This is a genomic window from Fodinicola feengrottensis, assembly GCF_039530045.1.
Classification (GTDB): Bacteria; Actinomycetota; Actinomycetes; order Mycobacteriales; family HKI-0501; genus Fodinicola; species Fodinicola feengrottensis.
Genome location: NZ_BAAANY010000003.1, coordinates 93158 through 106120, shown reverse-complemented (window position 1 = coordinate 106120; position 12963 = coordinate 93158). Strand labels below are relative to the sequence as shown.

The 12963-nt window shown below is 64.7% G+C and carries 10 protein-coding genes and 1 riboswitch; of the genes, 7 read left to right on the top strand and 3 right to left on the bottom strand.

The window, feature by feature from the left end; genetic code table 11:
• Window positions 1–149 precede the first annotated feature (149 nt).
• Genes ABD301_RS04960 through ABD301_RS04940 form a run of 5 tightly spaced genes read left to right on the top strand, consistent with a single transcriptional unit; the run spans window position 150 to window position 6990 of the window.
• Window positions 150–1454 carry an extracellular solute-binding protein gene (locus ABD301_RS04960; RefSeq protein WP_344307568.1) on the top strand — a complete coding sequence of 435 codons (1305 nt, stop codon included), beginning with the start codon at window positions 150–152 and terminating at the stop codon, window positions 1452–1454.
• A 19-nt stretch (window positions 1455–1473) separates the two neighbouring features.
• On the top strand, window positions 1474–2406 hold the full coding sequence (locus tag ABD301_RS04955) for a carbohydrate ABC transporter permease (RefSeq protein WP_344307567.1): 933 nt from the start codon (window positions 1474–1476) through the stop codon (window positions 2404–2406).
• 44 nt (window positions 2407–2450) lie between these two features.
• Complete coding sequence (locus ABD301_RS04950; RefSeq protein ID WP_344307566.1) at window positions 2451–3260, top strand: carbohydrate ABC transporter permease; 810 nt, start codon at window positions 2451–2453, stop codon at window positions 3258–3260.
• On the top strand, window positions 3257–4150 hold the full coding sequence (locus tag ABD301_RS04945) for a carbohydrate kinase family protein (RefSeq protein ID WP_344307564.1): 894 nt from the start codon (window positions 3257–3259) through the stop codon (window positions 4148–4150). Before ABD301_RS04950 ends, ABD301_RS04945 begins: the two co-directional genes overlap by 4 nt.
• Window positions 4151–4191: 41 nt before the next feature.
• Window positions 4192–6990: a glycoside hydrolase family 2 protein gene (locus ABD301_RS04940; RefSeq protein ID WP_344307562.1), complete on the top strand. Its 2799-nt coding sequence runs from the start codon at window positions 4192–4194 to the stop codon at window positions 6988–6990.
• A 115-nt stretch (window positions 6991–7105) separates the two neighbouring features.
• Here the strand turns inward: ABD301_RS04940 and ABD301_RS04935 are convergent, their stop codons facing one another.
• On the bottom strand, window positions 7106–8038 hold the full coding sequence (locus ABD301_RS04935) for a TetR/AcrR family transcriptional regulator C-terminal domain-containing protein (protein WP_344307770.1): 933 nt from the start codon (window positions 8036–8038) through the stop codon (window positions 7106–7108).
• A 263-nt stretch (window positions 8039–8301) separates the two neighbouring features.
• Here ABD301_RS04935 and ABD301_RS04930 point away from each other — a divergent pair, with 263 nt between their 5' ends.
• Window positions 8302–9000 carry a DUF2306 domain-containing protein gene (locus ABD301_RS04930; RefSeq protein ID WP_163569856.1) on the top strand — a complete coding sequence of 233 codons (699 nt, stop codon included), beginning with the start codon at window positions 8302–8304 and terminating at the stop codon, window positions 8998–9000.
• A gap of 17 nt (window positions 9001–9017) precedes the next feature.
• Here the strand turns inward: ABD301_RS04930 and ABD301_RS04925 are convergent, their stop codons facing one another.
• On the bottom strand, window positions 9018–10013 hold the full coding sequence (locus ABD301_RS04925; RefSeq protein WP_344307560.1) for a substrate-binding domain-containing protein: 996 nt from the start codon (window positions 10011–10013) through the stop codon (window positions 9018–9020).
• A 134-nt stretch (window positions 10014–10147) separates the two neighbouring features.
• On the opposite strand from ABD301_RS04925, the gene ABD301_RS04920 reads away from it, so the two are divergent.
• Window positions 10148–10843, top strand: a complete 696-nt coding sequence (locus ABD301_RS04920) for a PadR family transcriptional regulator (protein WP_344307558.1) — start codon at window positions 10148–10150, stop codon at window positions 10841–10843.
• Here the strand turns inward: ABD301_RS04920 and ABD301_RS04915 are convergent.
• A complete protein-coding gene (locus ABD301_RS04915) occupies window positions 10812–12257 on the bottom strand; it encodes an MFS transporter (RefSeq protein WP_344307556.1) in 1446 nt (481 codons plus the stop codon). The two genes, ABD301_RS04920 and ABD301_RS04915, sit on opposite strands and share 32 nt — an antisense overlap.
• A 565-nt stretch (window positions 12258–12822) precedes the next feature.
• Window positions 12823–12944, top strand: a riboswitch (cobalamin riboswitch).
• Window positions 12945–12963 lie beyond the last annotated feature (19 nt).

Here is a 12963-nt window from a genome sequence, read left to right as displayed (position 1 = left end):
TACCCCCTTTCGACAGGAAGGTTACCGATCAAATTGGCACTGCGCACCCCCTTGACCATACGTACTGTGCGCTAATACAGTCCTCATTTATTCGGAGCCTTAACGAATGGGGCCGACCCGCACCGGGCCGGCCAGGCGTGGAGGACGGCATGGCAGCGCGGCCCGAGAACTTGTTTGACGCGACCCGGCTCAGCCGGCGCGGGTTTCTGACCGCCGCGGTCGGCGTTGGTGCCGGGGCCGCGCTCGCGGCCTGCGGTGGCGGCGGCTCGGGCAGCGGCACGACGACGATCCGGGCGCTGCACCAGCAGCAGGCCGGTTACAGCGCGTCCGACATCCAGGGCATGACCACCGCGTTCATGAAGGCGAACCCGACCATCAAGGTGGAGAACACCCTGGTCGCGTACGAGGCGCTGCACGACAAGATCGTCGCGGCCGCGCCGGCCGGCACGTACGACGTGGTGCTGATGGACTGCATCTGGCCGGCCGAGTTCGCCAAAAAGCACGTGGTCGCGGACATCAGCGACAAAGTGAAGGCGCTGTCCGGGCTGAGCGGGATTTTCCCTGGAGCCATTCAAACGGCTCAGTACGAGGGCAAGTATTACGGCATGCCGTGGCTGCTGGACACCAAATACCTGTTCTACAACACCGAAATGCTGCAGAAGGCCGGCATCAAGCCGGAGCAGCTGGCCACCTGGGACGGCGTCAAGTCCGCCGCGCAGGCATTGAAGGCCAAGAACATCGTCAAATACCCGCTCATCGGCAGTTGGGCGCAGGCTGAGGCGGTCGTCTGTGACTACGCCGCTCTGGTTGGCGCCTTTGGCGGCAGTTTCCTCGATGCCGCTGGAAAACCTGCCTTCACGTCCGGCGGGGGGCTGCAGGCACTGCAGTTCATGCGTGACCTGATTTCCAGTGGCCTGGCCAATCCGGCCTCCGCCGAGTCGATCGAGGACGACGTCGTCAAGACGTTCTCGCAGGGCAATGCGGCGATCGCCCTCAACTGGACTTTCATGTACGGGCAGGCAAACGATCCGAAGGCGAGCAAGGTCGCCGGCAAGGTCGGCATGCTGCGCACGCCGGCCGGTCCCGGCGGCAAGGCGCCTGGCGTCAACGGCGCGTCCGCGCTCGCGATCACTTCCGGCAGTCAGCATCAGGACGCCGCCTGGGAGTACGTGAAATACCTGACCAGCCAGAGCGTGCAGGATAAGTTCGCGACCAGCTCGCTGCCGATTTGGAAAGCTTCGTACGACGAGCCCGCGGTGCAGAAGGCCGGCACGCCGGCGGTCGTCTCGGTCGCCAAAACCCAGCTGCAGGACATGATTCTTCGGCCGCAGGTGCCGAACTACAACGCGGCCTCGCAGCAGTTGCAGGTCGACATCCAGAAGGCGCTGCTGGGCCACCAGGACCCGGCCGCCGCCCTGACCGAAGCCGCCCATGCCTTCACGGCTTCGAACTGAACCGCCGGTGGGCGGCGCGGTGGCTGCGCCTGCGCCGTCCGCCGGTACCCAGAAACGTTCCTGGCTGGTTCGTACGAGAGAGCCACGGTTCGCCGCGGCCCTGCTGATTCCCAGTGTCATCGTCGTTTTCGGCATCGTGCTCTACCCGATCCTGCGGACCCTTTACACCTCGTTCTTCACTGTGGACACCCCTTTTCCGGGCACTTATCCGTTTGTCGGACTGGAAAACTACGGCAAGATCATCACCGATCCGGCGGTCTGGGCGGCGATCGGCCGGACCGCCTATTTCACGTTGCTGTCCACCGCGCTGGAAATCGGCCTGGGCATCGGGTTGGCGTTGCTGCTGAACGCCAAACTGCGATTGCGGTGGCTTTTCCGGGCCATCGTGGTGTTGCCGTGGGCACTGCCGACGGTCGTCAACGCGCAGATGTGGCGGTTCATTCTCAACTCGCAGTACGGCGCGCTCAACGCCCTTTTGACGCAGCTGCACATCATCGGCTCGTACCAGTCCTGGCTGGGCAGCCCCTTCCTGGCGCTGAACATGGTCACCATGGCGGACGTCTGGAAGAACACGTCCCTGGTGGCCTTCTTTTTGCTGGCTGGCCTGCAGACAATTTCCAGCGACCTGCACGAGGCGGCCGTCGTCGACGGCGCGTCACCGTGGCAGCGGTTCTGGCGGATCACTATGCCACTGCTCAAATCGTCGATCCTGGTCGTGCTGGTGTTGCGTACGATCGAGGCCTTCAAGGTCTTCGACATCATCTACATCATGACCCGCGGTGGTCCGGCCAACGGCACCCAGAGCATCGCCTATTTCACATACGTACGAGCCTTCTCCGACGAGAACTTCGGCTATGGCTCGGCGCTGGCTTACCTGATCGTGATCGTCATCCTTGTCCTGGCGGCGTTCTACATCCGCGCCCTACGCAGCTCGGCGGCCAACGAGATATGAGTGTCTTAACGCCCTCGCGGCGATATAGTGTTTTTGTCCACGTGATGGCGATCGCCGTCTGCGTGGTCATTCTGGCGCCCTTTGGCTGGCTGTTGATCGCCAGCATCGCCAACGACAACGACCTGCTCGCGGTCCCGCTGCACTGGATTCCGCAGCACCCGACCTTCGATCGCTACGTGCAGATTTTCACCGCACAGGGAGACAACGTCTTCGCGGGCTTTCGGTCGTCGTTCTTCAACAGTCTGATCGTGGCCACCTCGACCGTGCTGATTTCCACCACGGTCGGGGTTTTCGGCGCGTACGCCTTCGCCCGGCTGCGATTTCGCGGCCGGCGCGCGGTGCTGATGTTCTTCCTCTCCACGTACATGGTGCCGCCGATCGCCCTGGTGATCCCGATGTATCTGGTGATGGTGCAGCTGCACCTGCTGGACACCGTCTTTGGACTGATCGTCGTCTACAGCTCCTTCGCCACCCCGTTTGTCCTTTGGATCATGGGAAACTACTTCCAGTCGATCCCGTTCGAGCTGGAGGAGGCGGCCCGGATCGACGGTTGCAGCCGGATGGGTGCGCTGTTCCGGGTCATCCTGCCGCTGGCCCGGCCGGGCTTGCTGGCGATGATGCTCTTCGCCTTCCTGATCGCGTGGGACGAGTTCCTCTACGCGCTGATCTTCACCTCAACGGCGGCGTCCAAGACCATCCCAGTGGCGATTTCCGAATTCACCGGGCGATACACCACAAACTTCGGCCTGCAGGCGGCCGGTGGCGTGCTCGCGGCGCTGCCGCCGGTGATCATCGCGGCGATTTTCCAGAGGCAGATCGTCGGCGGACTGTCCGGCGGGGCGGTGAAGGGATGACCGTCAGCGTTATCGGCGCGGTTCAGCTGGATGTGATCACCGCCCCGGTGGGGGAGTTACCGGCGCCGGGGGCCGCCCAGTTCGTTGACACGATGGCGATGCGGGTCGGCGGCGCCGGCGCGAATGCCGCCCTCGCGATGGTCGAGCTCGGGCTGGACACCCGACTTTTCGGCTGTGTGGGGGAAGATTTCGTCGGTCGTTGGCTGTTGGAGGAGATCGGCGGGCTGGCCGCCGATACGGTGGTGGTGCCCGGCCAGTCCACCGGCGTCACGATCGCCTGCGAGAAGCCCGGCCGGGATCGTTCTTTCCTGACTTTGCTCGGAGTCTGCGCGACCTACGACTTCTCGATGATCCCGGCGGACGCGCTGACATCGTCAAGCGTGCTCGTGTGCGACTACTTCTGTGCGCCCGCCCTGCGTGGTGAACCTACCCGGAAGCTGTTGGAAGGAGCCAAAGCCGGCGGGGCGCAGACGTTTTTCGACACCGCCTGGGATCCGGACGGATTCGGCCCGCAGGCCCGCGCCGAGGTGCATGAGCTGCTGCCACTGGTCGACGTATTTGTCCCCAATGAGAGTGAAGCGTGCGCGCTGGTCGACGACCGCGACCCGTATAGTGCCGCTCGTACGCTGCAGGAAATCTCCGGCGGGTGGGTGGTCGTCAAACTCGGCGCCGACGGCTGCCACGCGGCCGGACCGGACGGTGTCACCTTTGCCGAAGCAGCACCGAAAGTGGTGGTCGCCGACACCACGGGGGCCGGCGACACTTTCAATGCTGGATTGGTGGGAGCCCTCGCGCATGGCGAGTCACTCCCGGCCGCAATGCGCGCGGCCACCAGGTTCGCCTCGACGGTAGTGTCCCGCCCGTCCGGCGAGCGTTATGTCTCCCGCTAAACCCAGTCGTTACTTGAGTTGACAGTTATCAAGGAGGAGCAATGTCAGCACGTAGGCCCCGCTTGGTGGCCGTACTGGCAAGCGTCTTACTCGCCGCGGGCATGCTGCCCGCCACCGCGTGGGCCGGCCCGGCCGACACCCTGCACGGCACGGCTCAGGGCACGACCGACCTGACCAAGGGCTGGGCGGTGCAAACCTCCGCGGTGGCCACCGCGACCGGTGACAAGATCTCCGACCCGGGCTACTCCACCGCTGGCTGGCTGCCGATTTCGCGGCCGGAGACCGAGATGGCCGCGTTGCTGGAGAACGGCCGCTATCCGAATGTCTTCTATTCCAACAATCTCGCCTCGGTGCCAACCGCGCAGTTCACCGTCAACTGGTGGTATAGGAACCAGCTGACCGTGCACCCGCGGCCGGGCCAGCACACGTATCTCATCATGAACGGCATCTCCGGCCGGGCGAACTTGTGGCTCAACGGCACCAAACTCGCCGACGAGGCGCAACTTCAGGGCGCGTACTCGCGGATAGAGTACGACATCACGTCGTACGTCCATGATGGCGCGAACGCGATCGCGCTGGACATCTACAAAAACGACGCGAACAAGTATCTGACGTCCAACACGGTGGACTGGAACCCGAAGGCACCGGACGGCCAGACCGGTCTGCAGTTCGCACCGCAGTTGGCGCAGGACGGCGCTATTTCGCTGCGAGACACGCATGTCCTGCAGAACAATGCCAAAGACCTCAGTACGTCCGACCTGACGGTCAAGGCGGATCTGCGGAACAACACCACGACAGACCAGTCGGCGACTTTCGCCGGCTGCATTTCTCGTGGTGCGACACGGATTCCGTTCAGCAAGACCGTCACGGTGCCGGCCGGCAAAACAGTCACGGTGTCGGTGAGCCGGCAGGATGCCCCCGGCCTGCACGTGGTGCATCCGGCGATCTGGTGGCCAGCGCAAATGGGCGACCAGCCGCTTTATCACTTGTCCGCCACCGCGGTCGTTCAGGGCCAGCGCTCGGACGCCTACACCGATGACTTCGGCATCCGTACGGTCACGTCGTACCTGACCAAAGTGGTGCCCGGAAAGACCCTGCTGCCGTCCGGCTCGCGGCAGTTCGTCATCAACGGCGTGCCGCTGGTGATCCGTGGCGGCGGTTGGTCGCCAGACATGTTTCTGCGCTACTCCTCGAAAAACATCGCCGACCAGCTCGCGTACATCCGCAACCTTGGGCTGAACACCCTGCGGTTCGAGGGAAACTTCCCGCCGGACGACATGTTCCAGCAGATGGACCGCGCCGGCATCCTGGCGCTGACTGGCTGGCAGTGCTGCAATCGTTGGGAGGATCTTTCCAAGACCTGGGACGCGAACATGAAGGCCAACGCGGCCAACCAAGCGTCGAACGTGGCCGCGGAACTGCGGGACCACCCCAGCGTTTTCACGTTCTACCAGGGCAGCGACAACGAGCCGGACCCGGCGAAGGAGTCGATCTACCTGACCGCCTTCACCGCCGCCGACTGGCAGACCCCGCAGGTTTCCTCGGCGGAGTACAAATCCTCCGCGCAGCTGGGAAGCTCCGGTTCCAAGGAAGGCCCGTACAACTACGTGCCGCCGAACTACTGGTGGGCCACCGGCTCCAAAACCGCGCCGACCAACGACGACACCTTCACCAACGCGGGCAGCGCCTACGGCCTCGACACTGAGACCAGCGCCGGAAACACCATCCCCACCACCAGTTCCCTCAACCGCTTCCTGCCCACCGCGGACCAGAACAAGATCTGGGACCTCAGCTCGACCGCCGGCAGCGGGAGCGGACCGGACATCTATCACGTCTATACGTACAACAACTACACAAAGGCCGGCCGGCTCGGCCAGTACAACACCCCGCTCTACAACCGGTACGGTCCATGGACCGACCTCGCCTCGTACCAGAAAGAAGCGCAGGTCGGCGAGTACGAGGTCACTCGGGCCCAGTTCGAGGCATATCTCGGACATTCCAAGGATGCCGCGAACCCGAGCACCGGGGTCATTTACTGGATGATGAACAAGGCGTGGCCGTCCCTGCAGTGGAGCATCTATGGCGACGACTTCGACCAGTCCGGCGTCTATTTCGGAGCCAAGAAGTCTGGTGAGCCGGTGCACATCATGTATTCGTACGACGACGGCTCGATTCAGGTCGCCAACCTGACGAACGTCAAGCAGCCCGGTTTGAAGGCCACCGCGAAGTTCATCGACCTCAACGGGAAAATCGCCGGCACCAGCCAGGCGTCGGTTCCGTCGCTTTCCAGCCAGGACGTCAAAACCGTGCTGTCGACGAAGGCGCCGGCCGGGATTTCCAAGACGTACTTCCTGGAGCTCACCCTCTCCCGCGGTGCGAGCGTCGTCAGCCGAAACGTCTACTGGCTGTCCACCAAGGCGGACAGCATCGACTGGAACAAGACGCTGGGCGAAGGTTTCGGGGCCACGTACAACGCGAACGGCTATGCGGACCTGACCGGGCTGCAGAGCCTCGGAAAGGCCACCGTGCAGGCGACCTCGCACACGACCGTTCGCGATGGCCACGCGGTGACCACCGTGACCGTCCGCAACGTGAGTGGCCAGAAAACTCCGGCTTTCTTCACCCGGGCCGATGTTCTGCGTGGCACCCTCGGCGGCCAGCCGCTTTCCGGTGACAACCAGGTGCTCCCGATTCAGTGGAGCGACAACGACATCACCCTCTGGCCCGGCCAGAGCCAGACTCTGACGGCCACTTATCGGCTGTCGGACCTGAAGGGCGCGAGCCCAGTGGTGAGCCTGTCCGGTTGGAACGTGGCGAGCCAGACGGTGTCCGCTCGGTAGCAATCGCTCGTACGGTCGCCCGCGTCGCAGATTACTCTGCGGCGCGGCCGATCTTTTGTTGTGGTTTGGCGAGCGGGAACCGTTGTGATAGAGCAGGCAATCCGGCCGTCGAACGTCACCTTCGCGGTGGGGGGTGTTGCCGGGCTCGGTCGATGAAGGCGGCGAACCCATCCAAGTGGCGCTGCAGGCCGAATTCGAAGAGGGCGGCGAGGTCCGCGCTCTCGCCGCGACCGATGCGCATTTTGCTGAGAGTGGGGAAGTTTCCGTTGGAGATGACCTCCCGGGCGAGGGAGTCGTACGCGGCCCAGCGTTTTTCGCTGGTGATGCCGGAGTTCTGTTCGATTTCAAGCTCCATCCCGCGGCCTAGGGCGACGCCGCCGACGAAGCCGTTCAGGCTTCCTACCGCGCGGAGCATTTCCAGGTGGGTCAGACCGAGGTTGTCCAGTCCGGCGAGTTGCCATTCGACCTGGGCCATGGCACTGGGCAGCACCGGTGGCCTCGCCAGGGAGGTCATGGCCGGCGCGGCCACCCAGGGGTGGCGTCCGTACGTACGCCAGTGCAGGCGGGCGACGGTTTCCAGGCGGGCTCGCCAGCCGGCTGGGGCTGGGTCGGGGAGCGACTCGACAGCGAAGACCGCTTCGGCCATCAGCCGGACGAGCTCCTCTTTGCTGGGAACGTAGTGATAAAGGGTCATCGCCCCGACATCCATCGCGGCCGCGACGCGGCGCATGGACAGGGCGGCGAGGCCCTCGGCGTCGGCCATCGTGATGGCGGCGGTGACGATCGTGTCCTTGCTGAGTGCGGTCGGGTCCGCCTTTCGGGGCTTTTTCGCATGCAAAGCGCGGACAACCGTGCCGATACCCGGTCGAGCCTCCACCAGATCCTGCTGCCGGAGGGTGGTGAGCACCTTGGTGGCGGTGGCCATCGCGACCTGCCAGTCGCGGGCGATCTGCCGGGTCGACGGCACTCGTTCGCCGGGAGCCAGCGCGCCGGATTCGATCCGGCCGCGGATCTCGTCGGCGATCAGTTGATAGCGCGGATCGGGCATCGCCACCGTCTTCCCTCCTAGTGCACTAGTGCACCTGAGGTGAAACTTAGCAGATCTCTACGGTCGTGCGCCTCTATGTCTGGTGACCATCCCTCCTGCGCCGGTGCGCTAGTGCACTAGCTCGGAGGTGGGGGCCACTATGATGCTTTAGTCGGTACAGTAGAGTAATACTTTCGTCTCTGGGAGGTGTGGCCGTCAATTGGTACGCTGTACGAACACTTCGCCGTACGGCGTATGAGTGACATACGAGGGAAGGACCAGTCATGGCAACATCCACCGGACAGGCAGTGGCCGCCGAGACCGCGCGGCGGCCCGCAACGCCTTGGTGGCGTCGGCCGTGGGTGGTGCCGTTGATGTTGATCGCGCTGCTCTTCTTGGCGTTTTCCTTGCCGCCGTACACAACACTCAATCCCCAGCTGTCCAGAGTGCCGTCGTCCTTCCCGCTGCACTACCCGTTCCTGGTGGCCCACATCGGGTTCGCGTCGGTCGCGATGCTGACCGCCTGCCTGCAAATCTGGCCGTGGTTTCGCCAGCGGTATCCGATCGTGCACCGCAGAATTGGTCGCGTGTACGTCTTCGCCGGGGTGCTGCCGGCCGGGGTGTGCGGTCTGATCATCGGCGCGGCGAGCCCGTACGGGCCGCCGGCGGCGGCCAGTGACGTGATGCTTGCGGTGCTGTGGCTGACATTTACCGCGGTGGGGTTCCGGATGGCCCGCAAGCGCCGGTTCGCCGACCACCGACGGTGGATGATTCGCAGTTTCGCGCTGACTTTCTCGATTATCACGAACCGGATCTGGGGCATCATCTTCGCGATCGCCTTGCCATCGCCCTCACCAGCCGAGATCGCTCCGCTGGGAGCCTGGCTGGGCTGGACGACAATGTTGTTGCTGGCCGAATGGTGGCTGGTCGAGCGCGGTGTCGGCAAGCGCCGGGCCCGTCGTGCGGCGGCCGCCGCGTCCTGAGGCATCCCGGCCGCGGATCAGATTCGGTACGCCTGCAGAGACTCCGGTGCGAACAGCTCGGCCGGCTCGAAGAGGCGACCGGCCAGTCCCTGCTCGTACGAATAGCGCAGGAAGGTGCGCAGCGTCGTGTCGTTCGCTTTCAGTCCGTACGGCCAAAAATCCCGGCCCATCACCGACTGGGTCTGCTCGACCGCGGCATACAGCCAGGGCAGCATATAGCGGTTTGCCGCGGTCTCGCCAAGTTTTTGCTGGACGTTGTGCTTGGCGTCGACGAAAGCCTGGAAGAGCGAGCGGGCCAGCCAGCGATGACTCTGGTAGAGATCACGCCGAAGCACGATCACATGCATGATCGGGAAGATGCCGGTCCGGGTGAAGTATTCCTCCTCGGCTGCTCGCGGGTCCGCGAGCAGCCGGCGGATCGAGATGTCACCGTCCAACATGGACTGTGGGGTTCGCGGGCTGTAGATCGCGTCAAGTTCCCCGCTCAGCAACAGATCGGTGAGCGTTTGGTCCGCCGGCACCGGTTCCACGTCGACGCCGGCTGGCAAACTCAGCTGGATTTTCTCCACCCGGCCACTCTGCTGCAGGCCTCCGGTGCGATAGCGCACCGACTCGACCGGCACCTGGTGGAACTCGGCCAGGATGCCGCGAATCCACACCGCGGCGGTGACCTGGTATTCCGGGATGCCAACGGTTTTGCCGGCCAGCTCCGACAGCTCACGTAACGGGCTCTGCGCTCGTACGTAGATGCCGTTGTGCCGGAAGGCACGGGACGGGAAAATCGGGATGGCCACAAACGGAGAATCGTTGCCGGACAACGACAGCACGTAGGACGAGAGTGACATCTCGGCCGCGTCGAACTCCTGGTAGCGGGCCATCCGGAAGAAGGTTTCCTCGACCGGCAGGGCCAGATAGGTCAGGTCGACGCCCTCCGGCCGGATCCGGCCGTCGGCCAGCGCCTGAGTACGGTCGTAGTCCCAGCACGCAATCGTGATCGGCACCCGTACGCTCATGCTGCCTCCCGTTCCTGCCGGCCCGCCGCGGCGTGCTGGTCTGTCGATCCTGCGACAACTCCGATATATACGTATCGGCCGTAGTATGTGCAGCAGCATCCGCGCCGTGCGGACGACGAAGGGAGGTGCGTGCCGTGTCGCTTCGGCACGCCTTGCTTGCCCTGCTGGAAGCCGAGCCGATGAGCGGCTACAGCCTGGCCAAGTTCTTCGACCAGTCGGTGGCTTACGTCTGGCACGCACCGCATTCGCAGATCTATCCGGAGCTGCGGCGAATGGAGCAGGCCGGGATGATCACCGGGCGCTCCGAGGCGCGCGGCACTTTCGCCACCAAGCGGATCTATTCGTTGACCGATGACGGCCGCGCGGAGTTGGCGCGGTGGGTCGAGGAACTCTCTCCGCTGCCGCGCGAAAGAGACGCCGCCTACCTGAAGAGCAGCTATTTTGAATACGGTGACTATGCCAGCGCGCGCAAGCATTTCGAGGCTCACCGGGCTCATCACGAAGAGCAGCGGCGGCGCTGGGAGGCGCACGTCAAGCAGCTGGAGAACCGGGACACCGACCTGCTCCGGATTCGGCTCGCGCAGGCGCCGGAACACCTGCGAAAGCAAGTCGTGGCTTACAAAGTGCACGTCTACCACGGGCTGATCGAGCGGGCCAAACAGGAAGTCCGCTGGGCGCTCGCGGGCCTTCGGATGGTGGACGAGCTGGAAGCCGAGACGGTCGCGGCGCGACCCGCACCGGCTGGTACGCCCCGCAAAGCGGTGGAGCGGACGAAATCGGCGGGCCCGCCGACCCGGGTCAGCCGGCGGCATGAGCCGCCGCGCCGCTGATCCTGGACCTGACGGCCAGTGAGCCGCCGATGGCGAGCGCGAGCAGGCTGGCGCCGCAGCAAACCCAGAAGCTGACCAGAAAACCGGTCTCGGTGGGAGCGCCGCCGGCGCCGCCGAAGGCGCTCAGCAGCAGGCCGACGATGTCGCTGCCGAAGGAGTTTCCCACCGCGTACGCGACAATGGAGATCCCCAGCGCGACCCCGGACTCGGACGCCGGCACCGCGCCGACAATGAGGATCTGGGTGGTGGCGAGCGCGATCGCGGTGCCCATCGAATAAACGCCCTGTGCGGTCAAAACGGCGATCGGGGCGCCGGCGAGCACCGCGAAGGCCACAAATGACAGGGCATTGAGGCCGACGCCCACACACGCGGACACCGCCATGCTGCCGCGCCTGGTCAGCCGCTGGAGCAACATTATCCCCACGATGGCGCCGATTGTCTGCGGGACCGCGAACCACGCGGTCTGCAGGATCGTGAATCCGTAGCCGAAACCGGCCACCGCCGGCTGGGTCTGCGCCAGCCTGGTGACCGCGGAGAGCGAGCCGTAGACACCGAAGGCGATGAGGAATGTCATGAGATACGGCACTCTCACGTGCGGCTTCAGAATGTCGCTCAGCCGGATCAGCGGATTCTTCGCCCGCCCGGCCGAAACCAGCCAGAGCAGCAACAACACGACCCCGGCCACCAGCAATGCGACCACTCGCGGCGATCCCCAGCCCCAGGTGGGTCCTTTGCTGAGGCCGAGCAGAATGCCGACCAGCGAGAGCGCCAGCAGTACCGCGCCGGTCAGGTCCAGCCGGCCGGCCGCCCGATGCCGGGAATCTCGTACGAGCCAACCGGTCGCAGCCATCCCGATGACGACCGTGATAATTCCGATGACGAAAAAGGACCGCCAGGCGGTGGGGTGAATGCCGACCAGCGCGCCCAACAGGATGCCGCCGCCGATCCCGACCCCGTTGCCGGCGTGGATCGCGCCGATCGTGAGCTGCGCGCGCTTTTTCGGCATGGTGTCGCTGGCAATCGCCTCCGGGAGCGCCAGCATCGGGAACTGCGCTCCCATTAACACCCTGCCGAGGATCAGCAGCGGGAAGCTGGTCGCGAAACAGTCGATCAGGCAGCCGGCGAGCACCAGCGCGAGAGACACCATAATCATTGGTTTCTTGCCGTAAAGATCGGCGAGCCGGCTGATCACCGCCAGCGCCACCGCGCCGGCCAACAGCGACGAGGTCACCAGCCAGGAGGTATCGGCGACACCGAGGTGCAGTTGTTTGCCAATGGTGGGTAACAACGGCACTATTCCGACTTGCAGGAGTTGCAGCGTGAAGCCGAGATAGGTGAGGGTGACCACCGCCGCGCGACCGTTCACCGCCGTGCCCCGGGTGTCGCCAGCCGGATCGACCGCTGCTTCCGTCATCTGTCTTGCCCTTCCGGAGCCGATCTGTGCCACCAGATATCCGTACGGCATGACCCAAACACAGCAAGGCTGGCACTGTGTGGGGTTTACCGGAAGTTTAACCCGCCCTGCTCCGGGAAGCGGTTGTTTATGTCAGCACATACGTATATCTTGGTATCTGCGCCGGACCGGGCCCCCGACCGGCCCGGCGCACTTTCGTTCCCCTGTCGGGAACTTCCCTGTTCAGTAGGCACTCTCTGTCGCTGGCCTGCGCGTTGACCGCCGACGCGCGCGGGACGATCAGCTGGGACGCGACTTGGTCGCGTCCTTCTTTGTGCCCGAGGGCAGCGAAATCTCGCCCGCGTGACGAGACATTGTCGCTGGTGGCGTGGATGTCGCCCGGGACGCGGCGAATATCGGGATGTCGGCGTTGGAACGTGCTTTCGGGTCCGTACGAGGGAGCGGCCGAAGCGGTTGGGTGGGATCTGGATCCATCTCCGCAAGGTGCCCCAAAAATGGAACAGGACCCATCGGGCGTGGCGGTGGTCATAGGCGGCCGCCTTGACAGTGCCGAAACGGCTGTGGTTGCCTGCGAAGGTTCGTCGATGACCAGGGAGGAAGCCGGTGCGACTCCGGCGCGGTCCCGCCACTGTCAGCCGGGTGCGAGCCCGGTGAGCCAGGAACTCCGGTCGTCGATCCCTTCGTCCTGGGGCGCGGACACCCCGAG

Coding starts and splice junctions, on each gene's coding strand:
- ABD301_RS04960 (WP_344307568.1), top strand. CDS start 150: ATGGCAGCGCGGCCCGAGAACTTGTTTGACGCGACCCGGCTCAGCCGG.
- ABD301_RS04950 (WP_344307566.1), top strand. CDS start 2,451: ATGGCGATCGCCGTCTGCGTGGTCATTCTGGCGCCCTTTGGCTGGCTG.
- ABD301_RS04945 (WP_344307564.1), top strand. CDS start 3,257: ATGACCGTCAGCGTTATCGGCGCGGTTCAGCTGGATGTGATCACCGCC.
- ABD301_RS04940 (WP_344307562.1), top strand. CDS start 4,192: ATGTCAGCACGTAGGCCCCGCTTGGTGGCCGTACTGGCAAGCGTCTTA.
- ABD301_RS04935 (WP_344307770.1), bottom strand. CDS start 8,038: ATGCCCGATCCGCGCTATCAACTGATCGCCGACGAGATCCGCGGCCGG.
- ABD301_RS04930 (WP_163569856.1), top strand. CDS start 8,302: ATGGCAACATCCACCGGACAGGCAGTGGCCGCCGAGACCGCGCGGCGG.
- ABD301_RS04925 (WP_344307560.1), bottom strand. CDS start 10,013: ATGAGCGTACGGGTGCCGATCACGATTGCGTGCTGGGACTACGACCGT.
- ABD301_RS04915 (WP_344307556.1), bottom strand. CDS start 12,257: ATGACGGAAGCAGCGGTCGATCCGGCTGGCGACACCCGGGGCACGGCG.